This window comes from Lutimonas vermicola (genome assembly GCF_038433205.1).
Classification (GTDB): domain Bacteria; phylum Bacteroidota; class Bacteroidia; order Flavobacteriales; family Flavobacteriaceae; genus Lutimonas; species Lutimonas vermicola.
The window spans coordinates 59649-85922 of sequence record NZ_JBCDNA010000001.1; the positions used below are offsets into that span (position 1 = coordinate 59649).

Sequence of the window (26274 nt, forward strand, 5' to 3'; positions counted from 1 at the left end):
GTGATCTTATTTGAAGATTAATTTTTGATCAGTGGTAAGTTTTTTGGTACCGAAGAACCAACACCCCATTGATTGCTGCTCCATGCCGCGTTTGAATGATAAATACCATTCATACCAAAAGTCATACTATAGGCATCATACCCAAGAACTTGTAACCATGCAGTTATCACTGCCGAAGTTTGTCCGGTATAACAGTAAGTAATCACCTTGGCATTTTTATCAGAGTCAAGGCCTTTATAACCATTGCCTTCTAGCATTAATTCTTCTTTCACGCGGAAAGCATCTTTGATATGACCAAAATTGCCATAATCAGTGTCTCCGAAATAATTATTAATGAAGTAAATACCAGGATTGTTAAGTACATCAGTACCTTTTGCAGTTTTAAATCCTCCTTCTACAGCGGCTTCTATGCGTTGTCTTAGGATGTCGCCTCCATCTGTTGAAAAGATATCTATCAATGGGTCATCAAAGGTTCGATTACCCGGTGCATTGTTTGCCGCCCAATTGCTATGGCCATTGGCTTCGTCTCCCGTATTGTTATTCCAGGATCCGGCTGTTTCAGGATTCCAGCCAGACATACCCCATTTCAATGCCTGAGCATTGCTATGGCCGGCAAGACGTAAAAGTGATGTGGCATAACAGGCAGTTTGACCTGAATAGCAAACAACAAGAATCTGTTTACTTGCAGCATCTGCTTCAGTAAGAATATCAGCAAAAGCTACATGCTTTGCCCCTTGAATATGACCAGAATTGAACGCTTCAAGTGTTCTTATGTCCAAAATACTGTATTTGTTCAAAAAGGCGTCAAGATCGGCTTCTGCAGGAGCACCAGCCACAAATTTTACCTCTCCACCAGGGCCACTTAATATATTGTTTAAATCCAGATCATTTTCCATCATATAACTTGTCATGACTTCAAATGCAGGTCGTAATATTGGATTTTCAGGATTGATATCATCACCTCTGTCGCAAGAACTGAGCAGTAACACAGGTACACATAATAATGCTAGGACGAATAAATTTAATTTTTTCATAATCATTTGTTTATTAAATAGTATTTTGAGTTGTAATTATTCTATTACGGGAAACATGTTCACGTCTTTTTTTGTAAAAGCTTCCCAATTATTGTCTTTTAAAGTTTTATGCATAAAGCTGTTGCCACCATATGCAAGATTTCCGGCATTGTAACCAAGTACGTTGAGATAGGCCACAACATAGGCGGTTTCCTGACCGGTTGGTCCATAAACCAAGACCCTCTTATCTGTAGGAATCGTAAGTAAATCTGTTGTTGAACTAAGAGAAGCATTTGGGTCGTATTGTACGGCTTGTGGGATATGGCCTTTTGCATACCTGTCGGCGCCATTATAATCTATGATATAGTAGTCTGCAGGCAGCTCAAACACAGCTGATGATTTTACAATAGATTCTTTATAAGGAGTAGCAAATGCTTTCTCCAATCGAGCTCTTAATATAGCTTCTCCTTCACTTTTCCCGGTGCTAATAGCAGGTGCAGCACCTTTATTCGCTTTTTCATTAGAAGTAGTTTCTAATTTTGAGTTAAAATCGTCAGAGGTATTTTTGAGCCATGAATTTTCTGCAAAATCAACCCTCCAGGAACTCATTCCCCAGTTCATGCTATAAGCATTGTCATATCCGGCTAATCTAAGCAGGCTTGTAAAATAGGCCGCAGACTGCCCTGAATAACAGACCAAAACGATCTTGTCATACTCGGAGGGAATAATACTGTTTTCGAAATGATTAAGAAGATCAGCTGGTTGAACATTTGCAGCGTTTTTAATATGACCATATTCAAACCAGGTCGCACTCCTAATATCTATGATATGATATTTGGGGTTCTTAAAATTTTTCTTAACCTCATCAGCAGGGATCAGGGCAGGTGCAGCATCAGTATTGATGAAATTTCTGTTGGCTTCAAGGAAACTCAGCAGTGTCTCAAATTCATTCGGGGGGTTCAGGTTGTTAACACTTGTACTCGGCTCTTTAAAACTACTGATCAAAAGAGTAGCTGGCAAAAGCATGATTAAGAGAATAAATGATAGTTTTCTCATGATGTAAAAATTTAAAATTCAATTGTTTATCTGTTTATACTTAGGCTAAAAATAATTTTGAAGAGGTCATAATTTCATGACATTTCTCAGGAAATATCAATACATAATGAGTTTGCTCAGTATCAAAAGTTACATAACAGCGCTACAATTATTACAAACAAAATAGAACAGAAAAAATAATTTAAAATACTGTAAATCAGTAAGTTAAAAATGTAAATTGCAAAAATCGAAATGGTTGTATTACATACATGCTTCGAAATGGAATCGGAGTCGTCTTAAAGATATCATTTACTCTTTTTTTTTAATACATCAGGCGACTGTCTTGGCCAGAAAAAGCGTCAATTGGTATTGTAAAAATCATTTTTTTTGACCAAAAATATCCCCGCTCAAGGCGGGGATATTTCACAAAGCAATCAAACTAATTGTGAAGACGTCATAATGCAAATTATCAACAGCCTCCTTCTGGCATTTTCTTTTTCTTTTTAGGTTGTGTGATGACTTTTTTCTTTGGAGCCAGAGCAGGTTTAGCTTCAACTTTTTTAATTTTTTGAATGCTTGCCTTTCTCATTGTTTCAGCAAAATCGTACGAAGGCTTTCCAACTTCCACATTTTTTACATGGAATTGTCTGTTCTCATAAGAGGTCCTGATACTTAGTATCTTTATCTGCTCATAACCCATTTGAAACAAAAGCATCCATACGGCATCGGCATCCTGCGGATGTTCACCGTAAATGATCACTGTTTTTTCTGTTGGTTCCTCATCACTAAAACTACCATTACCCAGTGCTTCCAGGATTTGACTTATGGGAATGTTGATGGCATTATCGAGGTGACCTTTTGAAAAATCAAAATTAGTTCTGATATCAATAAGTTTATACGTTGACGGATCTAAATTTTTGAAGTCATCCAACGAAATTAGATGATTACTATTAGTGACAACTTCCAAAGTTTTGGCCGAACTGTTTGAAAAACTGAACTCGGGTTTTCTAAATGTGAGTAAACCGATCACAATAACTAACAAAAAGAGTATGGCCGATATGGATATTCTTTTTGTTTTTTCTAGTTCTTTCATCTTTTGTGGGATATAGGTTATTTACAATAATGGGTTATTTAGCAGCCTCCTTCGGGCATTTTTTTCTTTTTTTTGGGCTTGGTAATCACCTTTTTTGGTGCTTTCTTTTTGATCACTTTGGTTTCGATTTCAACCGTATCATTGGCCACGCCAAAGTATTTTCCTGCAGCCTTTCTAAATGCATATAATTCAAATGCTTCATTAGACATTGTTTCTTTTGGATATGGGGGTTCGATTATGGTCTCAAACCAGGCGTTTAGACCGCCATCCAGCACATAAAGTCTTTGATAACCCAGTCGGTTGCCAATCATCCAGGCTTCATTGGCCAAAAAATTGTCGTTGGCAAAAAGCACAATATCGTAAATGTCCTGATTGAGATAAGCATTCAGGTTTTTATCAAACATCTGAGCAAGAGGTATATGTATCGCGTTGGGAAGGCTGAATTTCTCAAATTCCTCAGTAGTTCTGGTATCAATTAGCAATAAAACGGGATCTTGATTGACCATTCTGTCTGCCATGAGATCTGTTGAAATATACCTTTCTGTACTCAATAAATTTTTCACGAATTGTTCGGGTGGGATACCATCGTGTTTTTGATGTTTTGGAATCAAAAATAACCCACCTGCCAATAAGATCAGGATCAAGGCTAAAAACTGATAACTTCTTTTTACCAGGATTTTTTTTGTTGTATACGTTGCTGACATATGAAGCTATTTTAGTAAAAAACTTTCTTGACTCGTTTCCTGACCACATCTGAAATATAGAAGGCCAGGATGGCAATCAGGGTAAAAATAAAAATGATCAGATAAGGGGATATACCCAGAGTTTCATCAAGGGTAATATGTCCCAGATTTGATTTTTCATAAAGTGGTTGTAACCAGGTAAAGGATTCAGAAAAAATAACGATCCCTATAAAGAGCCCTATGGTGAAAATGATGCCGTCTATTTTTCCAATGCCCGCGGCGCATAAACTTGTTCCGGGACAAAATCCGCCTGCCAGGAATCCTATTCCCATGATAAAACCACCAACTATAGCAGCCCAGAGGTAGGTAGGTTGTACAAAGAGTTGGGTCATATCGATCCAGTTGAGATAATCCATATAGTTCAAGCCGATAAGCGCAACTATACATGCCGTAAAGAATACCTTTAAAACAGCAAAGTCATAGCCATAAAAAACACCGATAAGTTTTCGTGAGGAGGAAAACCCTGAAGCTTCCATGATATAGCCAAAGGCAATTCCTATAAGAATGGCCAACACAAAGTTCCATTCGGCAGGTATGAATTCATTTGGAATAAGAGGTCCCATGTTTTGATAGTTTTATTGATTAAATCCAGTTTTTTCTAAAGAAATACGCCACGAGATATCCGGTTCCAAAAATTGAAAGCATGCTTATAAATCCTGCGGTTGCCATTACTGAGACACCACTTAAGGCAGCGCCACTGGTGCAACCCCTGGCGATTTGAGCCCCAAAACCAAAAAGCAGCCCTCCAATGAGTGCAAAGACTAATCTTCTGTTTGCCGAAATTTTAGGTGAATGTTGTGTTTTTAACTTGATTCGTCCTGTGATAGCTCCTGAAAGAAAAGCGCCCATGATGACTCCGAGTGCTTCAAAAACCAGCCAGTTATTCATTGGGGATGTTTCTTTGTTTAAATTTTTTTTATAGTAAGCATTATTTTCAGTGTGCTCGGGCGAAACCTTATTAATGACTGTGACAACATCACTTTTCACAGCTCCGCCAGCTCCTAATCCCCTGCCTGTAATATAGAAAGTGAAAATGATCAATAAGCCAAGCAGGAAGCCTCCAAAATATGGATTCCAGTAAACGTGCCTTTTGTTTTGTTTTTCCTTTTGCATTTTGTCAGTATAAATATCTTGTTAGTTGTCCGGCTTCAATCATGACCATTCTAAAAATAAGCCCCCCTATTAGAATGAGTATGGCTGGAATCGCCACGGGTACTTTATAGCCAAGAAGCTCTATTCCCTCTAAAATGGCGGGGAAAATCAGTCCGAGAATAATCACAAACACAAAGAACATAACCGTATATTCTCCGCCAATGAGGATGTCAAGGGCTTCCAACTGTACGGCAGATCCGGCGTACATTCCCATAATCATATGTACAATAAGGGCAAGTTCTATAAAGATCAGGGCGAGATCTATTTTGCTAAATAATTTCCGTTCATAATGATCTTTAGAAAATAAAATAATACAGGCTGCACCCGTTGAAAGTCCCGATACCAGGAACAAAGGTCCTAAGATGGCATTATTCCAAAGCGGCCGTGCATTAAAGGCAGAAAGAAGTATACCTGTATATATACCGAGAATTAAAGATAAGGGTAACATGATTAACGCCAAATTCCTTCTGTTTTTAATAAGAAATTGCTCAATTTGTTTTAACCATTTGAATTTTAGATCCCATTTTGGGAAGAGTTCAGAAAAGTAGCTCAAGATCCATAGAAATGTTCCGATAGTTATAAAAAGAAGTACCCAGGCACCCCAAGACATCGGTGATTCAATTCTTATCGTGGTATACAATCTCCAAACATAAAGTTTGTGCGTAAGATCATAGAACAAGGCCAGGAGACCTATGATCAGCGCAATAAGAACGATGATCATTGCTGGTTTAATCGCTGTTTGCACCTGCTTTTCTCGTCTTAGTACGGTAAAGAGGGAAGCAAAAAATATGATTCCTGCTGCCATACCTCCTAAAAAAAGGTATAGTGAAATGGGAAAATGCCATATTTCCAGATACGGATCAATTTTAGGAATATTTCTGCCGCTGATAAATATTTCTTCTTGCATGATGTTGTGGTATCAGATTAAATAATAAACATTTGGTTTTGTTCCAGCTTCTGGAGCGAGCACTTTGTGTTTTCTTGACTGAAGAAGGTGTGAAACCTTGCTTGTCGGATCGTCAAGATCTCCAAAATACATACACTTGGTTGGACAGACTGAAACACAGGCGGGAAGTTGCCCTTCTTTTAACCTTTGTGCGCAGAATGTGCATTTATCCACATATCCGTCAGGGTGTTGGAACCTTGCATCGTAAGGACAGGATTCTATACATGCCCCGCAACCAATGCATTCGCCTGCTGTGACAAGAACAATTCCGCCTTCAGCCACATGGCTGGCTCCTGTTGGGCAGCATCTTACGCATGGGGCGTTGTCGCAATGATTACAGCGTTCAGATTTGAGTTCCAGTTCGACGTGTGGATATGACCCGTTGACAGATTCAGTTACCCAGTCTCTGCAATATCCTATAGGTACGTTATTTTCAGTTTGACAAGCGACAACACAATCACTGCAACCGACGCATTTCAGCGTATCTATGACCATGGCATATTTCATAGTATAGTCTCTTTAATTGGGTTATCAAGTAAAATTTTCACAAAGTTGCCTCTCATGCCTGTGCCACCCATAAGTGGGTCGATTGCTATTCTTGAAATCAATTCTGTGTCACTAGCTCCCTTGCCATGTGCCCTTGTTAATTTTTTATTGGAATGACCGAAACCGTGATACATATACACCGAGTCCCATCTGATCCTTTCAGTTACCCTGACCTTAATAGGAAAACTTGAATTTACTCCATCCTGATTTTGAAGCCAGACTTCCTGATTATTTTTCAAGCCTTCAATTCTGGCTACTTTTGGATTCACCCAAAGCATATTTTCGCTGGTAAGATCACTTAGGTTAGGATTGTTAATCGTTCTGCTGAATGTATGCATGGGCGATCTTCCGTAATTGAGTCGGTAAAAACCTTGCTTAGGGCTGTCATGAGACGTGTATACCGGAATAGGATCTAATCCATGACTAGCCAATTCCTCAGAATAGAATTCAATTTTTCCACTTGGTGTAGCAAATTCATGCGTTTTACCCTTCTGCATATACAGGGCTCCTGATTTTCGTTTAAAGTTTTTTACACCGATTTTTTTCATCTCTTCCAGTGAACTGCCCATCTCTTTCAACTGCCAGTCGATAACTTCTTCATAGTCGTTATAATTAAAATATTCGGCCAGGTCCAATCGATTTCCAATCTCTTTGGCCATCCACCAGGCTGGCTTAGAATTGTATTTTGGAGGAACGGCCGGAGACCTTAAAGCGATTGATGGTTCTCTGTTGGTTGCTGATCTTATGCCATCGTAACGTTCCAAATAAGTACATTCTGGTAGAATAACATCTGCATATCCGGTGATCTCCATAGGCATGGTGTCCATGACTACCATAAAGTCAAGAGATTGAATAGCTTCTTCGATAACCTTCCGCTTAGGTACAGAGGCCACCAGGTTGGTACCGGCTACAAACCAGCCTTTGATCGGGTATTTTTGATCAGCACCCGGTATTGAGGCTTTGATAACTTCCATGGTACTTCCCATTTCTGCAAATGGATATTTTTCAACAAGTTCTTTCCAACCCCATTTTGGATGCGGATATGGCGGATGTGGAAATTTGGGAACCGAAATTTTTTCTTTAAAGTAAAACCCACCTCTGTTACCCCACGAACCTAGTAGTCCGTTGAGTATGGCAATGGCGCGTGCTCTTTGAGAATCATCTCCATACCAGGTAACGTGCCTGCCAGGATGAACGATGGTTGAAGGAGCAGCGGCTGCCATAATTCTTGCCGTTTTTCGAATCTCTTTTGGTTTAACAGTTGTGATGCCATAGGCCCATTCCGGGCTAAAGGGTTTTACATGTTTTTTTAAGGCTTCAAAACCGGAGCCATACTTTTCTACATACTCTTTGTTGTAAATGTCTTCATAAATCAAAACGTGCATCCAGGATAACAATAAGGCGATATCCGTTGCAGGTTTAATGGCGAGCCAATGTTGAGATTTACTGGCGGCGGTAGAACATCTCGGGTCTACTGTAATGATGTTGGCACCATTATCGATAGCATCCGACATTTCCTGAACCTGACTGTTGTGCATATTTTCACCGATATGCGACCCAATAAGTACAAGACACTTCGTGTCTCTTATGTCAGTGGGTTCAGGTGATCCTACCCAGGAACCAAAAGTAAGGCCGAATCCGGTTTCCCGGGGTCCGCGGCATTGGGCATAGGCTGGTTCGGCAACAGTGTCTGAACCATATGCTTTGAAAAGATGTTCCAAATGACTTCCAGGTGAACCGTGTTTGATAAGTGCCATTGATTCAGGGCCATATTCAGTTTTAATCTTCTCCATGTTTTTGGCTACCAAATCAAGTGCTTCTTCCCAACTGGCTTCTCTGAAGCTGTCTTTTCCGTCAATTTTGGTTCTTATTAATGGAGTTTTCAGGCGATCCTCATCAGTATACATACCAACTCCTCCTGTACCTCTTGGGCAGAGACGTCCGTAACAATGAGGGTCATTTTCATTTCCAATGATTTTTTGGATGTTACCCTTTTCATCTGAATAAACCCAGGCGGCACATTTCCAAAAACAAACCTCACAGTAGGTAGCAGACCTGCTTAGTATTGAGCCAATCTTTTTATCCTTTGCTCCATTGGAATTCATATCGGAAGGTATGGCACTAAGGGCAGTGGTTGTAAATGCGATGCCACTGGCACCTAGCGCTGATATTTTAATAAATGACCTTCTTGAATTATCCATGATCTGTTATTTTATTTCTTATGATACTGCATTATCAGTCTTGCAGATCATATTCTGGGTAAAATTAGAGGGGAACAGCAGTTGTTTTGATGATAAATATCATATTGAATTGTGACTGCGGTCACATACCCAAGACTAAAAACTGCTATTACTCATACTTTGCCATATCATTGATGCTTAGCTTTGCTGAAAAGTTACTAATGGACTCAGGAAAAAACAGGACTTTGATTAAGATCTCGACGGGTTTCTTACTCCTGTTTATTATAGGCTTTTGGTTGGTCATGAAGTTTGGAATTTCCGAACAGACTCAAAGTACCGAATTGAACGAATATTTTTCGCTGAGCCAAAATAAGGAATCTTGTTTTTATTGTCATGACAAGGTGAAGGGGCTTTCACAATTTCACGATCCCAAATTGATCGGTTGTGTTGCCTGTCACTTGGGAAATCCTCATACCTTAGATAAAGAATCTTCCCATAAAGACATGGTGGTGATTCCAGGAAATTTGAACAATGCTGAACAGACCTGTGGTGTCTGTCATCCAAATGAGTTATACAAAATTCAGCATTCCCTGATGACCACAAATAGTGGTCTGGTAGCAGTTGATAAATATGTTTTTGGTGAAACCGACAGCCCCGACCATCATTTTGATATTCGTGAACTAAGCCATAGTCCGGTCGATGATCACCTGAGAGATCTCTGTGCAAATTGTCATCTTGGCGCTGAAAAAAGTACTTTGGGCCCGATCACAGAGCTTAGCAGAGGTGGAGGTTGTAATGCCTGCCATCTGAATTATTCTGAGGAATCAGCCAGCCAGTTAAAGGATTATTTAGCATCCAATAAGGAAACGCTGCCGCAAATGCATCCGGCTACTGATATATTTGTTAGCGATGAACATTGCTTTGGCTGTCATAGTCGTTCAAGTCGTATATCTACAAATTATATGGGCTGGCATGAAACACTTTTGGATGAGAATGATCTTATTGATCAAGAGGGATATAAAGTATTTGAAGATAAAAGGGTGTACGAATTTAAAGGAGATGATGTGCATCATTCAAAAGGCCTGCTGTGCATTGATTGTCACAGTTCTCATGAAGTGATGGGGGATGGTAAGGATTATCTTCATGAAGAAGATGCTGTTTCATTAAGTTGTTCAGATTGTCACTATAAGGAAGAACCTTTAACGATTACTTATGAGGATTTGGATGATGAATCCAAGTTGGTTTTTATGCATAGAAACTATACACATTCTGATAAGAAAATTCTGGCAGTCAAGGCTGATCAGCACCCTTTGGTGAATACTTTTGTCAATGAAAAAGAGGAGGTGTATTTAATAGGCAAGAAAGACGGTAAGGAACATTTGATAAAAAAGCAAAGTGAAGTTTGCAGCAGGGATGCAGCACATGAATCGCTCAGTTGCGCATCTTGTCATTCGCAATGGGCGCCGAGATGCATAGGATGCCACAACACATACGATCAAATAAAACAAGGTTATGATTTGCTCGATAAAAAAATGACCAAAGGAACCTGGGTAGAACACGTGTATGAATTTGGTTCAGATTTTCCTGCGATGGGAATAAGGACATCTGCTAAAGGTAAAAAAATTGTACCCGCCATCCCGGGAATGATTTTGTCTATAGACCCTACACAACATGCAGAAGGTGTTGATATGCAGCAGGGTTTCGATCGCTTGTATGCTCCTAATGCACCTCATACGACTTCCAAAGAAGTGAGAAGTTGTGCTTCGTGTCATAGTGATCCCGCGGCACTGGGCTTTGGAAAAGGAAGTCTTAGTTATACCTTACATGAGCATAACGGAACCTGGAAATTTGAACCCGAATATGCCTTAAATATAACAGATGGTTTACCGGAGGACGCTTGGATTCCATTTTTACAAGCTCCTGAATCGAAAAGAATGTCTACCAGAAGTGATTTTAGGCCCTTCAGTATTGAGGAACAGAAGAGGGTTTTAACCGTAGGAGCCTGTTTACAATGCCATAAAGAAGGTTCTAAAGTGATGAAAGAGTCTTTAGAAACCGGTTTAAATCCATTACTTTTGAAACTTTCAGATAAATGTCTTTTACCAGAATTCTGATTTATGTCAAAAAACAGGCGGCTACAACAAGTTATTCTTCTAATTTTTATTTTAGTATCAGTTATTGATATTTGTGCCATACTTCTCGGGGATTCCCTCTGGCAGACATTGAGTAAACCCTTGATCATTCCGGCCTTGATCGCCTATTATTTGATAGGAACAAGTTCTGTGAACAAATGGTATGTAATTGCCTTGATATTCTCGTTTGCGGGTGATGTACTATTGCTCGACAAAAGCAATTTATTTTTAATGGGAATTGCTGCTTTCTTAATCACTCAGCTCCTTTATATCAGTATATTCTCTAAAGGTCTAAGAGGTAGTTCATTCATTAACAAACTAAAAGCGCTACTACCTTTTTTAGTCTATTTCATTGTTTTGATCACTGTGTTAAAGCCAGGATTACAAGACTTTTTTATTCCGGTTCTTGTTTACGGGCTGGCCATTTCTTTATTTGGTTTTGTCGCCCTGTTAAACTATTTGATCAAAAAGGATATGGTCAGCCTAAGGCTTTTAACAGGTGCCTTACTGTTCATAGTATCCGACAGCCTTATCGCCTTGAATAAATTTTATCAAGAGCGATCGATCTACCCAGTCATCATTATGATCACCTATATAGCGGCACAGTACCTTATAGCAACGTATATGTTGAAATCAGAAAGTAATACCGGTTCGAAAGAAGATTAACCGCCGCTATTTGAACATATCCATTCCCGGAATATCAGGTAGGCCTCCTTTGGCAGCAGCTGCCATTTCGGCTTCATTTATGTTATTCGCTTTTTCGATCGCATTATTGAGCGCAAGGATCAAATAATCTTCCAGAGCCTCTTTATCGGTAAGCAATTCGTCATCTATGGCAATATTTTTAACTTCCCTGTTGGCTGTAACCGTAGCGATTACCATTCCATTGCCCGCATCACCATCGACCAAAACAGTATTCAAACGGTTTTTGGTTTCTTCAATTTTGGCCTGTGCTTCTTTTAATTTGGCCATCATGCCTTCCATATCTCCAAACATAATCTGTAGTTTTTCTGGTTATTTATTAGGATTCATTACCATTATTGGTATATGTAAAAATAAGGATTTTAGGCTAATGCATTATTTTAAATGCATAAATTAAATGTGATTTCCATAATATTATCTCTTACTTTTGCATTTCCCCGTGAAAAAAGATTGACTGAATATTTAAAGTTACTTATATGCCGAAAAAGGAGATAAAGGCTCCAATAGCTGAAAGAATTCCTAAGAAAATGGAGATTCATGGAGATGTTCGTATTGATGATTATTATTGGTTGAATCAAAGAGAAAATCCCAAAGTAATTGACTATTTGAAAGCCGAAAATGCCTATTATGATGAGGTCATGGCCCATACCAAACAATTTCAGGAAGACCTTTTTGAAGAAATGAAGTCAAGGATAAAGGAAGATGATGAATCTGTGCCTTATAAAAAAAATGGCTACTACTATATTACCAAATATGAATTGGGCAAACAGTATCCTGTTTATACCAGAAAGAAGGGGAATCTGGAGGCAGAGGAAGAAGTCATTGTCGATGTGAACGAAATGGCTGCAGGACATGAATATTTTGCCTTGACGGGCCTTAATGTGAATACGATCAATACCGTTGCCTCTTTTGGGGTGGATACCCTTAGCAGAAGACAGTATGACCTTCGTTTTAAAAATCTAAAAACCCGGGAACTTTTTCCGGAAATCATTAATAATACTTCGGGGAGCACGGCCTGGGCGAATGACCACAAGACGGTTTTTTATGCAAGTAAAGATCCTGTAACACTGAGAAGTGATAAGATATACAAGCATATATTAGGAACTGACCCTTCAGAGGATCAATTAATTTTCGAAGAAAAGGAAGAGGCATTTTGGACCTTTGTTTATAAATCAAAATCAAAAAGGTTTATTATCATTGGTTCCTACAGCACATTGTCAACCGAATACAGGTATTTGGATGCTGATAATCCTGAAGGATCATTTACCATAATCCAACCCAGGGAAAGGGATTTGGAATACAGTGTTGCACATTATGACCAGGATTTTTATATACTTACCAATGTTGGCAAGGCACTCAACTTTAAGTTGATGAAAACCCCTATTGGCCAAACCACAAAGGAATACTGGACCGATGTTATTCCGCACAGGGAAAACACCCTGTTGGAAGATATTTCAATCTTTAAGGACTTTCTCATTTTGGAAGAAAGACAGAATGGGCTGAATAAGATCAGGATAAAAAAATGGGATGGGAGTGATGATTATTACCTTCCTTTTGAAGAAGAAACCTATTCTGCTTCAGTCTATAACAACCCGGAATTTAATACCAATATAATAAGGTACAGTTATAATTCTCTTACAACCCCAAATTCGGTAATCGATTTTAACGTAGACCATAAAACCAAGGAGATCAGAAAGGAGCAGGAAGTCCTGGGAGGTAATTTTAACAAGGAAAATTACAAGAGTGAAAGAATATGGGCTACTGCGAGAGATGGCCAGCGTGTTGCTGTTTCTTTGGTGTACAATAAAGCGACCAAAATCAATGAGAATACACCCTTGTTACTTTACGGTTACGGTTCTTACGGGAGTATTGTGAGTGACAGGTTTAGTTCTGTGCGTTTGAGCTTATTAGACAGGGGCTTCGTTTATGCCACTGCTCACGTACGTGGCGGTGAATATTTAGGACGCAGCTGGTATGACGAGGGTAAGATGTTTAAGAAGATGAATACGTTTTATGACTTTATAGACGCTGCAAAACACCTTATTAAAGAAAAATATACGTCACCTTCGCATTTATATGCCGAAGGCGGCTCGGCCGGAGGTCTTCTGGTAGGTGCAGTTATTAATATTTGTCCAGAAATTTTTAACGGCGTGATTGCGGCGGTTCCATTTGTTGACGTTGTGACCACCATGCTCGATGAAAGTATACCTTTAACGACAGGGGAGTTTGATGAATGGGGCAACCCTAAGCATAAGGACGCATATGAGTATATGTTATCCTATTCACCTTATGATAACGTCCGGAAACATGATTATCCTCATATGCTTGTTACAACGGGATTGCATGATTCTCAGGTGCAGTATTTTGAGCCGGCAAAATGGGTAGCAAAGTTAAGGGTCAATAAAACCGACAACAATCTCTTACTGATGTATACAAATTTGGATACTGGCCATGGTGGTGCATCCGGGAGATTTGACGCATTGAAGGAAGTGGCACGTGATTATTGCTTTCTATTTGATTTAGAAGGAATTAGAAAATAAATCTTACTTGAATCATGCCAATTTTGGCAGCAATCGGGGTATTCTTATGGATAAAACATGGGTAGTTAAAAAAAATATTTTTAAATTTGCCAGGTTTTTATAATCAAAGTATTATTTTTTTATGAAAAAACATAACGGGATAACTAATAGTGTATTAGATTTAGTCGGCGACACACCACTGATACGATTAAATAAAATAACGAAAGAGTTAAACGGTGAGTTCTTAGCAAAATATGAAGCCTTTAATCCAGGGCACTCCATGAAAGACAGAATTGCAACCCATATTGTGGAGCAGGCAGAAAAGAGGGGTATTCTGAAAAAGGGGAGTAAAGTTATAGAAACTACTTCGGGCAATACTGGTTTTAGTATAGCATTGGTTTGTATCATTAAAGGATATGAATGTATTCTGGCTGTAAATTCAAAAGCTTCCAAGGGTAAAATAAATATGCTTCGCTCTATGGGTGCCAAAGTGTATGTCTGTCCTGCAAATGTAAGCGCAGATGACCCAAGATCTTATTATCAAGTTGCAAAGAGGCTTCACGAAGAAACAGCTGATTCGGTGTATATCAACCAGTACTTCAACGATTTAAATTCAGAGGCCCATTACCTGTCTACCGGCCCGGAAATATGGGAGCAAACTAAAGGAAAGGTGACACATGTTGTTGTCGCCAGTGGTACCGGGGGAACGATTTCTGGCGTCGGAAAATATTTAAAGGAACAAAATCCCGATGTGAAAATACTTGGGGTGGATGCCTTTGGTTCGATCTTAAAGAAGTTTCACGAAACATCTGATTTTGATACCAACGAGATATATCCTTACAGAATTGAAGGCCTTGGAAAGAACCTTATCCCATCCGCTACTAATTTTGAAGTGATAGATGTATTTGAAAAGGTTACTGATGAAGCTGCTGCGCACAAGGCCAGAGAGCTTGCATTAATGGAAGGACTTTTTACAGGATATACCAGTGGAGCTGTAGTTCAGGCGACTACTCAATATGCGGAGCAGGGATACTTTGATAAAAACAGTGTTGTCGTAATGATATTGCCCGATCATGGATCAAGATATATGGAAAAGATTTACAGTGACGAATGGATGAGGGAACAAGGGTTCTTTGATTCAAAGAAACATGAGAAAAATGCTCTTGAGATTATCAAATAGAGCATAAATATTTAAAAGGAAAAGGCGGTTTAAAATAGAAACCGCCTTTTCCTTTTATTAAAAACTATAAACATAGAAACTGATTCACAGCAATTTTTGCTATTTTTGCCGAGAATTAAAAACAATGTGGATTTTTTTTATCCCATTGTTGAAATGATACAGAAACATGAAAGACTTATTTGAAAGAATCATAAAGGATAAAGGGCCACTTGGAAAATGGGCGGAGCAGGCTGAAGGTTATTATGTGTTTCCTAAATTAGAGGGAAGTATTTCAAACCGAATGAGGTTTAACGGCCAGGAAGTAATTACCTGGAGTATTAATGATTATCTCGGCCTTGCCAATCATCCTGAAGTGATCAAGGCAGATGCAGAAGCTGCGAAAGAATATGGAATGGCTTATCCTATGGGGGCAAGAATGATGAGTGGCCATACGGAATATCACGAACAGCTGGAACGAGAATGTGCCGAGTTTGTGAGTAAAGAGGCCGCTTATCTTGTAAATTTCGGATATCAGGGTATGGTGTCGGCAATCGATGCTTTGGTGACTAAGAATGATGTTGTAGTCTACGACATGGATTCCCATGCCTGTATTATAGATGGAGCGAGATTGCATCAAGGAAAAAGATTTACTTTTCGCCATAATGATATGGAGAGCTTTGAAAAGAACCTGATCAGGGCTGCTAAGAAAGCTGAAGAGAGCAATGGGGGTATCCTTGTGATTAGTGAAGGTGTATTTGGAATGAGAGGAGAACAGGGCAAGTTGAAGGAGATTGTTGCGTTAAAGGAAAAGTATAACTTTAGATTATTGGTGGACGATGCCCATGGTTTTGGTACACTAGGAGCTACAGGTGCTGGTGCAGGAGAAGAACAGGGAGTGCAGGATTCCATTGATGTATATTTTGCCACATTCGCAAAATCAATGGCCGGAATAGGTGCCTTTTTTGCAGGGAATAAAGATGTAATAAAGTATTTACAATACAATATGAGGTCGCAGATGTTTGCCAAGTCATTGCCAATGACTATGGTGAAAGGCGCATTGAAAAGACTGGATATGATCAGGACAATGCCCGAATTGAGAACTAAGTTATGGGAAAACGTAAACGCCCTTCAAAATGGTTTGGTTGAAAAAGGATTCAATATCGGTAAAACAAATACCTGCGTCACTCCTGTATTTTTGGAGGGAGATATTCCTGAGGCCATGGCTATGGTGCATGACTTAAGGGAGAATTATCGCATTTTTTGTTCAATTGTTGTATATCCCGTCATCCCAAAAGGCATGATTCTTTTGAGATTGATTCCAACCTCGGCACATAACCTGGATGATGTTAGCGAAACTATTGAAGCTTTTTCTTCTATTCGGGAGAAACTTACAAAAGGTGTATATAAAAAAATTGCAGCGTCTTTTGTCTCATAGAGCGAACTGCCATAAATAAAAAAAATCCGGAGCTATAAGTTTCGGATTTTTTTTGTGATAAAACGGCGGTTTCACCACCTGAGGAAATATCGTTCCAGCGTCTTGCAATCATTAAGAATTGATATCTAACCTTGAAGTCGCCACGGTATTTTCTGCTCCAAAATCCTTGTCCAAATATTTCAAATATCCAACGATTCCAATCATCGCGGCATTATCGGTGGTATATTCAAACTTCGGGATATAAGTGGTCCATCCCAATTGTGATTCCATGCTCTTTAAGGTGGACCTGATCTCTGAATTGGCCGAAACACCACCTGCAATGGCTATGTGCCTGATGCCCGATATTTCTGCTGCCTTTTTTAATTTATTCATCAAAATTGTTACAATGCTGCGCTGTACAGAAGCACATATATCATTGAGATTATTCTCGATAAAGGATGGATCTTTCTTTTGTTCCTTTTGTAAAAAATACAGGATTGAAGTTTTAAAACCACTAAAACTAAAATCCAGGGGCCTGGGTGTTTTGGGTTCTGAAAAAGAAAAAGCTTCAGGCTTGCCTTTTTTTGCATATTTGTCAATCAAAGGACCTCCGGGATAGGGAAGCCCAAGTAATTTTGCGGTTTTATCAAAGGCTTCTCCAACGGCATCGTCAATCGTTTCCCCCAATATTTCAAATGTGTCATAGGCGCTTACTTTGAGTATTTGGGTATGTCCGCCACTGATGGTCATGCAAAGAAATGGAAAAGGAGGAGGGCTCTGGGTTTCTTCGGCTATAAAATGAGCTAAAACATGGGCCTGCATATGATTTACTGGAATCAAAGGGATGTTCAATGCAATTGACAATGATTTTGCAAATGAAGTGCCTACGAGTAAAGATCCCATTAAACCCGGACCTTTTGTAAAGGCGATAGCCTGTAACTGTTCTTTTTCAATTCCGGCTGTTTTTAATGCCTGATCCACAACGGGTACAATATTCTGTTGATGAGCTCTGGAAGCCAGCTCGGGGACGACTCCGCCATAGGCTTCATGAATTTTTTGACCGGCAATAACATTAGACAGAACCTTGTTGTTTTCAAGGACTGCGGCTCCGGTGTCATCACAGGATGACTCAATGGAAAGTATGTGAATAGTTTTTTTTTTCATGAGAAAAATTTAGGCACAAATATTGTACTTTTAAAAATGCAAATTTAGAAATAAATAATTATCAAGCGTTTTAAAAGAATAGCAATTCGTATCTTTTTGATCGGCAGTTTTATACTGGTGATGTTGAGTGTTATACTCTCGCTTTCCAGTGTTCAAACCTGGCTGGCTGTGTTTGTGACGAATAGAGTTAACGCGTCCTACGGAACCAGTATTCATATAGAGAAATTGGATCTTTCGACTATCAGAAATGTATCTTTAAAAAACGTCCTCATCAAAGATCATCATGCAGATACGCTCATTGCTGTCAATGAGCTGTCAACTTCAATATTGAATTACCGTCATATATTCGGGGGAGAACTTAATTTTGGAGATATATATCTTCAGAAAGGCGTATTCGTGCTGAAGACATATAAAGATGAAAAGCTCAATAATCTTTCTGTTTTTGTCAATAAATTCCAGAATGATACGATTGAAAGTTCCAAGACATTCAAAATGTCTTCTTCAAAGATTAGCGTTAACAACGTTGATTTTATTTTGTTCGACAAAAATAAAAAGGAAGATGCTGTTGTCTCCTACAAGGAAATTCAGGGTGACTTTGAGCAATTTAATATTGTGGGATCAAATGTAAGTGCAAATGCCAGGGACATAAAAGTTATCGAAAATCACGATATAGCTATAACAGGATTCAGTACAAATTTTAGTTATTCTGACACTAGAATGGAATTTCTGGAGTCAAGGCTCACCACTGATGGGTCTGAATTATTGGCGGATGTGGTTTTTAACTATAACAAAGGAGACCTCTCTGACTTTACCAATAAAGTGGAAATCGAAGCCGATTTTAAACAAGGGGATATCGTGCTGTCTGATTTGAAAAAGTTTTACGGGCAGTTTGGGAAACATGATAAAATCCATTTTTCTGCGAAGGTAAATGGTACCATCAATGACTTTGTTGTTGAGGATATAGCCCTGGAGTCAGACAGGCATTCTTCTCTTAGGGGGGATGTTCACCTGCAAAACATACTTGATCGCGATCACTTCAAATTAACCGGAGATATTAAAGAAATTAGTTCAAATTATGATCATTTGATCAATTTGCTTCCTGATTTATTAGGTGCCAAGATCCCGAAGGCACTTGAAAAAATCGGTTATTTTTCAAGTAGTGGCAAAGTGGCTGTTACGCGTTCATCAGTTGAAATTAAATTGAGAACCATAGCACAGATGGGAATGTCGGATGTGGATTTGAACCTCAAAGATATTGATAAGGGCGACCTGGCCTCTTATAAGGGCAAGATAGAACTGGTTGACTTCAAACTTGGTGAATTCGTAAAGGATACTTTGATTGGAGATTTTTCGATGGTTGGTGAGGTAGAAGGGCAGGGTTTTTCAATCGACAAGATTAGTATAGGTGTAAAAGGACATATTTCAAAACATCAATACAAGGGGTATACCTATACTAATATAGATATAAACGGGGTGCTTCGGGATAAAGAATTTGATGGTGTTTTAAGCGTGAATGACCCTAATATCAAGTTGGAATTCAAGGGGCTTGCTGAACTTTCTGAAATCAAAAAATTCAACTTCAAGGCAGATATAGCCCACGCTGATTTTGTAAAGCTGAATTTATTCACAAGGGACGAAAAATCAATACTTAAGGGTAGTATTGAAATGGATCTAACCGGAAGCAGCCTTGACAATATAGAAGGCGTATTGAGTTTTAAAGACGCTTCTTATTCTAATCAGAATGATGATTATTATTTTAAGGATTTTACCATCACATCAGAGAACAGGGATACGATAAGGGAAGTAAAGGTAAATTCAACGGATATTGTCAACGGTTTTATCAAAGGAAATTTCAGTTACCGTCAATTGAAAAAACTTGGAATGAATTCTTTGGGGAGTTTGTTTATGAATTACGAGAAGGAGAAGGTAACTCCCGGTCAATTCCTTGATTTTCGATTTAATATACACAGCAAAATTGTAGACGTATTTTTTCCGGATCTGATTTTAAGCCCTGATTCGTTTATCAGGGGAGCCATTGATTCTGATGAGGATATTTTCAATCTTACTGTCAAGTCACCAAAAATCGAAGCTTTTGATTATGTAGTTGATGGAATCAATTTACAGGTTGATAACAAAAACCCCTTGTTTAATACACTTTTGAGTATAGATGAAATAGATTCAAAATATTATAACCTTTCTGAGATCAATCTGGTCAATGTCATGTTAAATGATACCTTGTTTATGAGGGCTGATATGATTGGCGGAAGGGAAAAGAAAGAAAATTATGCATTAAGCTTTTATCACACCTTCAATGAAAACAATCAATCGGTCTGGGGGATGAAAAAGTCAGAAATTAACTTTAAAGAGAATACCTGGTACATCAATCCGGAGAATAACGACCAAAACAAGGTCGTGTATGACAAAGATATTATGACCTATGCTATTGATAATTTTAATATGATTACAGGGAATCAGGAAGTTCATTTGGCCGGATTGATCACCGCGGACCAAGAAAAGAATATAGACCTGAGGCTAAGTAATGTAAACCTGGAAGACATTACTCCTTCTATAGACAGCGTAGCAATTGATGGCAAAGTTAATGGCTCCATCAATTTGAGAACCATAAATAAGAAAACCTTGCCAATTGCCGACCTGACCATCAATTATTTCAGCATTAATGATGATTATTACGGTGATCTTAATTTTAAAGCTGCTTCTGATCAGAATATTCGAAATTACACCTTTGATCTGACTTTGATCAATAGTGATCTTAAGACCTTTCAGTCGCAGGGAGCGATCGATCTAAGTGGTGCGGAACCAACCATTTTAGCGTCGGTGAATTTAGACAGGTTCAGAATCAATGGCTTTAGTCCTTTGGGTAAAAATGTTTTGACAAATATCAGGGGTTATGCAAGTGGAGAAGCCATGTTAACAGGTAATTTGGCCAATCCTGATATTGGCGGGGAAATTACGCTGGTAGAATCTGGACTGGAACTGCCGTATCTGAATGTAAACTATGATTTTGACGGTGAGTCGGTGGTTAAACTTTATGATCACACCTTTAATTTTCAGTCTTTTAACGTGGTTGACCGCGCTAAAAAAACAAGAGGTATTATTGACGGAACTATTACGCATACCGAATTTAAGAAGTGGCAGCTCGACTTGGCCCTGACAACAAATAATTTATTGGTACTCAATACTGAGGACAAAGATGGAGCCTTGTATTACGGTACCGGTTTCCTTAGTGGCAGTACCACTTTAAAAGGCTATACAGATGATCTTGAAATCAATGTAAACGGAACCACAAATCCCGGAACTGAATTTATTGTTCCTTTGGGCAACGTAAGTACCGTAAATAGTTCAAAATTGATACACTTTGAGAATTTCGAGCCTGAGGAAGGTGAGGAAAGAAAGGAAATTGTATTTGAAAAATTAAAGGGACTCAGTTTAAATTTCAGGCTGAAAGTTACCAGGGATGCCCTGGCGCAGATTGTTTTAGACAAGGCTACCGGAAGTGTTCTCAGAGGTTCGGGAGATGGTGATCTAACCTTGAATATTGATACGAACGGAAAATTCGAAATGTATGGAAACCTTGTTGTTGATAACGGAGAGTATCAGTTTAAAAATATAGTCAACAAGAATTTTGAGGTGCAAAAAGGAGGCACCATTGTTTGGGACGGGAATCCGTATGACGCTCAAGTAAATATCACTGCCATCAATTATACCAGGGCAAATCCTTCGGTACTGCTGGATGAAATTGCCAGTTCCAGAAAAATTGATGTTGAACTATATACCAAGATTACGGGAAACCTGTCTGCTCCCAATTTCAATTTTGACGTAAAAATTCCCAATGCGAGTTCAGTGGTGGCCAGTGAACTTGATTTCAAGTTGAGAAACGAGGATGATAAACTAACCCAGTTCTTTTCTCTTTTGGCCACAGGTGCATTCGCCAGGACAGAGAACAAAAGAACAAATTTTGACGGCAATGCAGCCATTGCAGGAACACTGGCTCAAAAGGCATCCCAGCTTCTTTCGAATATGCTCGAAAGTGAGAATGAAAATTTTGAAGTGGGCGTAACCTACGATATAGGAACTGACAATAGTGTTCAGGATGTTACCACCGATGATCAGCTCGGCTTGGAAGTTTCTGGTAGAATTGCGGATAAAGTAGTCGTGAGTGGAAAGGTCGGTGTTCCGGTAGGTTCCAATACGAATTCGAATGTCATTGGTGAGGTCGAAGTAAAAGTGCCATTGAACCGCACAGAAACATTCCAGGCAAAATTTTACAACAGACAAAATGAGATCCAGTTTGATGTGATCGAAGGGGAAGGATATACTCAGGGAATTGGAATTTCCTATCGTTTCGATTTCAATGATGCGGAAGAATTTGTAGAAAAACTCGGTTTGAAGAAAACTGATGAAGAAAAGGAAATGACTAAAGGTCAAAGAGACAGTGTACGGGCAGTTAAGAAAATTGTCAGGCAAGAAGAAAAGGAGGAAAAAGCGGGTAGTCCAAAGTTGGAATAAACCATTTTACCATAAGTTGAATCTCATCTTACCCTGCCTTAATTTTGTCATCTATCTAAGGATTTTTGTTTTTTATAGAAAAATAAGTCAACTGTAGATAATTAAATCTTATTTTTATTTCAGAATTTTCCCCATCGATCAAAATAATTAACAGTTACCTTAAAACCCAGGATATGTCTAAATCATCTTCTTTTGTGCCCTTAATGATCATTGCAGCCTTATTTTTTATTTTTGGATTTGTAACATGGATCAATGGAGCACTAATTCCTTTTATGAAAACCATTAATGAGCTAACCGCTGCCCAATCATATTTGGTAGCTTCAGCCTCATATATTTCGTTTGTGGTAATGGCTTTACCCTCTTCTGCAATCCTGGCTAAAACAGGCTATAGAAAAGGAATGTCAATTGGTTTATTTGTTATGGCAATAGGGGCCCTTGTTTTCATTCCTGCTGCAAATGCAAGAACCTACTGGTTGTTTTTACTTGGTATTTTTATACAGGGAGCGGGAATGACGCTTTTGCAAACTGCTGCAAATCCATATGTAACGATCCTTGGGCCCATTGAAAGTGCGGCCAAAAGAATTTCGGTTATGGGTATTGCCAATAAAGTTGCAGGCGCACTTGGTTCGTTGATATTTGGAGCCCTTTTACTCTCTGGAATCGATGAGGTCAACGAAAAACTGAAAACGGTTAGTGGTGAGGAAAAAAATCAATTGCTGGACACCATGGCCGATAGCGTATTTGTGCCTTATCTGGTTATGGCTGTCGTTTTGATGATTCTTGGATTTATGATTCGCAAGGCACCTTTGCCCCATGTTGAAGCGACTCCCATAAAGGATGAAGTTAAAGGAAAATCGGCAAAAACCAGTATTTTCCAGTTCCCTCAATTGATTTTAGGTGTCATCGCCTTGTTTATGTACGTCGGGGTTGAAGTTATTGCAGGAGATTCGATCATTGCTTATGGCCTGTCACTCGGAATGCCGGTTTCAGAGGCCAAATGGTTTACTACATTTACTTTATTTGCCATGGTTGGGACATATGGCCTGGGAGTTATCCTTATCCCCAAATATATGAGTCAGACAACTGCTTTGAAATTAAGCGGAATACTTGGTATCGTGCTTAGTTTGGTGATTGTCAACACCTCTGGTTTTAATTCTGTTTTGCTCGTGGCATCTTTGGGTATTGCAAATGCCCTTGTATGGCCTGCTATCTGGCCTCTGGCCATCGACGGTCTGGGGAAATTCACTAAAACAGGAGCTGCTTTTCTTATCATGGCTATTTCAGGAGGCGCTATTCTCACGCCATTATACGGAAAACTGGTTGACTATTTAAAGGAAGTTTATTTGGCTGATGGAATGGAGGAAGTGGTTGCCACAGCTCATTCGGCCAATCAAGGTTACTGGATATTGCTTCCTGCCTATATCATTATCTTTCTTTATGCTTTTAAAGGCCATAAGATCAAATCCTGGAGTTAAAAAGGATTTTTAATTTTTTTTTCTATTGAAATCCACACAAATTTCAATCTTTTGTTTGAGTAAGTATAGCAAAGGGAGTAGCCTGAGAAACTGCTCCCTGCTATATGTTTTGAAATAATGGCTTTTTTATTTTTATATCACGAAGGGGGAACCTATTTTTGAAGGATAACACATCTATTCATATTGAGCACTTTTTTAATATTTAGCATTATCGCTTTGTACTTCGGCCTTATTATGGCCATATCCTATTTTACTTCAAGAAACAGAAGTGATGAATCATTTTTTACGGGCGACCGTCAATCTCCCTGGTTTCTTGTAGCATTTGGGATGGTAGGGGCCGCACTTTCGGGAGTGACCTTTGTTTCCGTGCCGGGAATGGTGGGTAACAACAACTTCTATTTTTTTCAATTTATTTTGGGGAACGTCGTAGGCTATCTTTTTATAACCTTTGTGCTCATTCCCCTGTATTATCGTTTAAAACTGGTCTCCATCTATGGTTATTTAAATGACAGGTTTGGCAACAGTACTTACAAAACGGGGTCTTTATTTTTTCTTGTTTCTCAATCATTTGGCGCATCTCTCAGACTGTTATTGGCAGCTAAGATTTTGCAATTCGCTTTTTTTGATAAATTACAAATTCCATTTTTTGTGACTGTAGTGATTATTTTGATGCTGGTGTGGCTCTATACGAACAAGTCTGGAATCAAGACCATAGTCTGGACAGATACCATGCAGACCTTCTTTTTGATAATGGCTGCCGTGGTTACCATTTATTCAATTACAACCACCATGGGCCTGACCATGGGCGAGTCGGTTACCAAAGTGGTTGAACATAAATATTTCAAAGTTTTTAACTGGGAGCATAAATCGGGAAATAATTTTTTTAAACAGTTTATGGCAGGGGTCCTGATAGCCATTGCGATGATGGGGTTAGACCAAAATATGATGCAAAAGACGCTCACCTGTAAAAACAGATGGGATGCCCAGAAAAACACCCTTACGTTTAGTTTGATCCTTGCCTTGACCCAATTTTTGTTTTTAGGCCTTGGAATATTGTTATATATATATGCTGATAGTATTCAGGTGTTGCTGCCAAAAGGGGAGCAAGGCCAATTTCTGGATACCGATACATTATTCCCTAACCTGGCCATAAATCATTTAGGGCTTGTGGCCGGAGTGAGTTTTTTACTGGGGATTATTGCCGCTTCTTTTTCGAGTGTCGATTCGGCCTTAACCGCACTAACAACTTCGTTTACTTATGATTTTCTGGATATTTCCAAAAAATCCAGCAAGGAGAAGAAAAGAATGAAAAATCAGGTTCTTTTTGGTTTTTCGGTGGTGGTCTTTATAATCATCATGATTTTTTCGGGGAGTAGAGGAGATATTATTTCGATTATATTCAACGTTGCCGGATATACATATGGCCCGCTGCTCGGCTTGTATTTGCTTGGTATGTTTTCATCGGTAGCGGTCAAGGATAAATGGGTGCCGTTAATCTGTATTGTGTCCCCCGTATTAACGTACTTACTGAGCATTTACCTTAAAAAAAGATTTAATTTTGATTTTGGATTTATCAGTATAGCGGTAAACGGATTATTTACGATATTGGGATTACTAATGATCAAACAAAAAAAGCAACTATGATTTCCGGATCCACAACAGAACAATCTTCTTACTATGACAACCTGGAAGACATGAGCGTCAAGGACCTGCTTGTCAATATGAATAATGAAGACAAGAAAGTGGCAATTGCCGTAGAACAATCTATTCCGCAAATAGAACCTTTGGTCCTGGAGATTGTAAAACGATTTAAAAAAGGGGGGAGGCTTTTCTATATCGGCGCAGGTACGAGTGGAAGGCTGGGTGTTTTGGACGCATCTGAATGTCCTCCAACTTATGGTGTTCCAGACCATTGGGTTATTGGCCTGATAGCTGGAGGTGACGGAGCTTTGCGAAAAGCCGTTGAAAATGCCGAGGATGATTTTGAACAGGCCTGGAAAGATCTTGAAGCTTATGACATTAATTCAACAGATGTGCTTATTGGAATAGCCGCATCCGGAAGGACCCCTTACGTAATTGGCGGTTTGCGAGAGGCGAATAAAAACGGTATTCTTACCGGATGTGTAACATGCAATAAGGGCTCACAGGTTGCCATTGAAGCAAATTATCCTGTTGAGGTTGTCGTTGGATCTGAATTTGTCACCGGAAGCACCAGAATGAAATCGGGCACTGCTCAAAAACTGGTATTAAACATGATCTCTACTTCTGTAATGGTCAAACTGGGTAGGGTTAAAGGAAATAAAATGGTTGATATGCAATTGACCAATGAGAAACTCGTCCAGAGAGGAACAATGATGGTGGCGGATGCCTTACAAATCGACAAGGCTCTGGCAAAGACCTTGTTATTAAAGCATGAAAGTGTGAGGTCGGCCATTGAACATTATCGACGAGAAAAAAAATAGAAGAAAAGCACT

Annotated in this window: 20 protein-coding genes; 9 read left to right on the plus strand and 11 right to left on the minus strand. The window is 39.1% G+C overall.

The genetic code is table 11. The features are described 5' to 3' along the window. Window positions 1-17: 17 nt before the first annotated feature. The 9 genes from AABB81_RS00285 to AABB81_RS00325 all read right to left on the minus strand — a co-directional run bounded on the left by AABB81_RS00285 (window position 18) and on the right by AABB81_RS00325 (window position 8729). Window positions 18-1034 carry a rhodanese-like domain-containing protein gene (locus AABB81_RS00285; RefSeq protein WP_342157823.1) on the minus strand — a complete coding sequence of 339 codons (1017 nt, stop codon included), beginning with the start codon at window positions 1032-1034 and terminating at the stop codon, window positions 18-20. Window positions 1035-1070: 36 nt separating this feature from the next. Then, on the minus strand, window positions 1071-2069 hold the full coding sequence (locus tag AABB81_RS00290; RefSeq protein ID WP_342157825.1) for a rhodanese-like domain-containing protein: 999 nt from the start codon (window positions 2067-2069) through the stop codon (window positions 1071-1073). A 448-nt stretch (window positions 2070-2517) separates the two neighbouring features. Then, entirely contained in the window at window positions 2518-3141 is a 624-nt protein-coding gene (locus AABB81_RS00295; protein WP_342157826.1) for a rhodanese-like domain-containing protein, read from the minus strand. Between the two features lie 38 nt (window positions 3142-3179). Then, window positions 3180-3845: a rhodanese-like domain-containing protein gene (locus AABB81_RS00300; protein WP_342157827.1), complete on the minus strand. Its 666-nt coding sequence runs from the start codon at window positions 3843-3845 to the stop codon at window positions 3180-3182. An 11-nt stretch (window positions 3846-3856) separates the two neighbouring features. After that, a complete protein-coding gene (locus AABB81_RS00305; protein WP_342157828.1) occupies window positions 3857-4447 on the minus strand; it encodes a YeeE/YedE thiosulfate transporter family protein in 591 nt (196 codons plus the stop codon). 19 nt (window positions 4448-4466) lie between these two features. Next, window positions 4467-4997: a YeeE/YedE thiosulfate transporter family protein gene (locus tag AABB81_RS00310; protein ID WP_342157830.1), complete on the minus strand. Its 531-nt coding sequence runs from the start codon at window positions 4995-4997 to the stop codon at window positions 4467-4469. A 4-nt stretch (window positions 4998-5001) separates the two neighbouring features. Then, a complete protein-coding gene (nrfD, locus tag AABB81_RS00315; protein ID WP_342157832.1) occupies window positions 5002-5943 on the minus strand; it encodes an NrfD/PsrC family molybdoenzyme membrane anchor subunit in 942 nt (313 codons plus the stop codon). 12 nt (window positions 5944-5955) lie between these two features. Further along, entirely contained in the window at window positions 5956-6489 is a 534-nt protein-coding gene (locus AABB81_RS00320; RefSeq protein ID WP_342157833.1) for a 4Fe-4S dicluster domain-containing protein, read from the minus strand. Next, the gene (locus AABB81_RS00325; RefSeq protein WP_342157834.1) at window positions 6486-8729 is read right to left on the minus strand and encodes a molybdopterin-containing oxidoreductase family protein; all 2244 of its coding nucleotides are present in this window, start codon (window positions 8727-8729) and stop codon (window positions 6486-6488) included. The genes AABB81_RS00320 and AABB81_RS00325 overlap by 4 nt, the downstream gene beginning before the upstream one ends. Before the next feature lie 200 nt (window positions 8730-8929). Between AABB81_RS00325 and AABB81_RS00330 the strand changes: the two genes are divergently transcribed. Both AABB81_RS00330 and AABB81_RS00335 read left to right on the plus strand, forming a co-directional pair. Further along, window positions 8930-10822, plus strand: a complete 1893-nt coding sequence (locus AABB81_RS00330; protein WP_342157836.1) for a hypothetical protein — start codon at window positions 8930-8932, stop codon at window positions 10820-10822. A 3-nt stretch (window positions 10823-10825) separates the two neighbouring features. Further along, the gene (locus AABB81_RS00335) at window positions 10826-11506 is read left to right on the plus strand and encodes a lysoplasmalogenase (RefSeq protein WP_342157837.1); all 681 of its coding nucleotides are present in this window, start codon (window positions 10826-10828) and stop codon (window positions 11504-11506) included. Between the two features lie 6 nt (window positions 11507-11512). Here AABB81_RS00335 and AABB81_RS00340 read toward each other — a convergent pair whose 3' ends face one another. After that, window positions 11513-11836 (minus strand): YbaB/EbfC family nucleoid-associated protein, encoded by a 324-nt coding sequence (locus AABB81_RS00340; protein WP_342157839.1) that lies wholly within the window; start codon window positions 11834-11836, stop codon window positions 11513-11515. A 182-nt stretch (window positions 11837-12018) separates the two neighbouring features. On the opposite strand from AABB81_RS00340, the gene AABB81_RS00345 reads away from it, so the two are divergent. From AABB81_RS00345 to capB, 3 genes are all read left to right on the plus strand, one after another. Further along, the gene (locus AABB81_RS00345; RefSeq protein ID WP_342157841.1) at window positions 12019-14082 is read left to right on the plus strand and encodes a S9 family peptidase; all 2064 of its coding nucleotides are present in this window, start codon (window positions 12019-12021) and stop codon (window positions 14080-14082) included. Window positions 14083-14203: 121 nt separating this feature from the next. Continuing rightward, the gene (gene capA / locus AABB81_RS00350; protein ID WP_342157842.1) at window positions 14204-15241 is read left to right on the plus strand and encodes a cysteate synthase; all 1038 of its coding nucleotides are present in this window, start codon (window positions 14204-14206) and stop codon (window positions 15239-15241) included. Between the two features lie 166 nt (window positions 15242-15407). Then, on the plus strand, window positions 15408-16655 hold the full coding sequence (gene capB / locus AABB81_RS00355) for a cysteate-C-fatty acyltransferase (protein ID WP_342157844.1): 1248 nt from the start codon (window positions 15408-15410) through the stop codon (window positions 16653-16655). A 111-nt stretch (window positions 16656-16766) separates the two neighbouring features. Here the strand turns inward: capB and tsaD are convergent, their stop codons facing one another. Next, window positions 16767-17798 carry a tRNA (adenosine(37)-N6)-threonylcarbamoyltransferase complex transferase subunit TsaD gene (tsaD, locus tag AABB81_RS00360; protein ID WP_342157845.1) on the minus strand — a complete coding sequence of 344 codons (1032 nt, stop codon included), beginning with the start codon at window positions 17796-17798 and terminating at the stop codon, window positions 16767-16769. A gap of 96 nt (window positions 17799-17894) precedes the next feature. Between tsaD and AABB81_RS00365 the strand changes: the two genes are divergently transcribed. The 4 genes from AABB81_RS00365 (at window position 17895) to murQ (ending at window position 26262) form a co-directional block, all read left to right on the plus strand. Then, window positions 17895-22325 (plus strand): translocation/assembly module TamB domain-containing protein, encoded by a 4431-nt coding sequence (locus tag AABB81_RS00365; protein WP_342157846.1) that lies wholly within the window; start codon window positions 17895-17897, stop codon window positions 22323-22325. Between the two features lie 173 nt (window positions 22326-22498). Then, window positions 22499-23800 carry a sugar MFS transporter gene (locus tag AABB81_RS00370; protein ID WP_342157848.1) on the plus strand — a complete coding sequence of 434 codons (1302 nt, stop codon included), beginning with the start codon at window positions 22499-22501 and terminating at the stop codon, window positions 23798-23800. 234 nt (window positions 23801-24034) lie between these two features. Next, window positions 24035-25444: a sodium:solute symporter gene (locus tag AABB81_RS00375; RefSeq protein WP_342157850.1), complete on the plus strand. Its 1410-nt coding sequence runs from the start codon at window positions 24035-24037 to the stop codon at window positions 25442-25444. Then, the gene (gene murQ, locus AABB81_RS00380) at window positions 25441-26262 is read left to right on the plus strand and encodes an N-acetylmuramic acid 6-phosphate etherase (RefSeq protein ID WP_342157852.1); all 822 of its coding nucleotides are present in this window, start codon (window positions 25441-25443) and stop codon (window positions 26260-26262) included. The genes AABB81_RS00375 and murQ overlap by 4 nt, the downstream gene beginning before the upstream one ends. The last annotated feature ends 12 nt before the right edge of the window (window positions 26263-26274 follow it).

Bases quoted from the DNA above. Each gene is read 5' to 3' on its own strand.
- nrfD (WP_342157832.1), bottom strand. From the start codon at position 5,943: ATGCAAGAAGAAATATTTATCAGCGGCAGAAATATTCCTAAAATTGAT.
- capB (WP_342157844.1), top strand. From the start codon at position 15,408: ATGAAAGACTTATTTGAAAGAATCATAAAGGATAAAGGGCCACTTGGA.
- AABB81_RS00345 (WP_342157841.1), top strand. From the start codon at position 12,019: ATGCCGAAAAAGGAGATAAAGGCTCCAATAGCTGAAAGAATTCCTAAG.
- capA (WP_342157842.1), top strand. From the start codon at position 14,204: ATGAAAAAACATAACGGGATAACTAATAGTGTATTAGATTTAGTCGGC.
- AABB81_RS00325 (WP_342157834.1), bottom strand. From the start codon at position 8,729: ATGGATAATTCAAGAAGGTCATTTATTAAAATATCAGCGCTAGGTGCC.
- AABB81_RS00290 (WP_342157825.1), bottom strand. From the start codon at position 2,069: ATGAGAAAACTATCATTTATTCTCTTAATCATGCTTTTGCCAGCTACT.
- AABB81_RS00370 (WP_342157848.1), top strand. From the start codon at position 22,499: ATGTCTAAATCATCTTCTTTTGTGCCCTTAATGATCATTGCAGCCTTA.
- AABB81_RS00335 (WP_342157837.1), top strand. From the start codon at position 10,826: ATGTCAAAAAACAGGCGGCTACAACAAGTTATTCTTCTAATTTTTATT.
- AABB81_RS00375 (WP_342157850.1), top strand. From the start codon at position 24,035: ATGGCCATATCCTATTTTACTTCAAGAAACAGAAGTGATGAATCATTT.
- AABB81_RS00305 (WP_342157828.1), bottom strand. From the start codon at position 4,447: ATGGGACCTCTTATTCCAAATGAATTCATACCTGCCGAATGGAACTTT.
- AABB81_RS00295 (WP_342157826.1), bottom strand. From the start codon at position 3,141: ATGAAAGAACTAGAAAAAACAAAAAGAATATCCATATCGGCCATACTC.
- murQ (WP_342157852.1), top strand. From the start codon at position 25,441: ATGATTTCCGGATCCACAACAGAACAATCTTCTTACTATGACAACCTG.
- tsaD (WP_342157845.1), bottom strand. From the start codon at position 17,798: ATGAAAAAAAAAACTATTCACATACTTTCCATTGAGTCATCCTGTGAT.
- AABB81_RS00310 (WP_342157830.1), bottom strand. From the start codon at position 4,997: ATGCAAAAGGAAAAACAAAACAAAAGGCACGTTTACTGGAATCCATAT.
- AABB81_RS00285 (WP_342157823.1), bottom strand. From the start codon at position 1,034: ATGAAAAAATTAAATTTATTCGTCCTAGCATTATTATGTGTACCTGTG.
- AABB81_RS00340 (WP_342157839.1), bottom strand. From the start codon at position 11,836: ATGTTTGGAGATATGGAAGGCATGATGGCCAAATTAAAAGAAGCACAG.
- AABB81_RS00320 (WP_342157833.1), bottom strand. From the start codon at position 6,489: ATGAAATATGCCATGGTCATAGATACGCTGAAATGCGTCGGTTGCAGT.
- AABB81_RS00330 (WP_342157836.1), top strand. From the start codon at position 8,930: ATGGACTCAGGAAAAAACAGGACTTTGATTAAGATCTCGACGGGTTTC.
- AABB81_RS00300 (WP_342157827.1), bottom strand. From the start codon at position 3,845: ATGTCAGCAACGTATACAACAAAAAAAATCCTGGTAAAAAGAAGTTAT.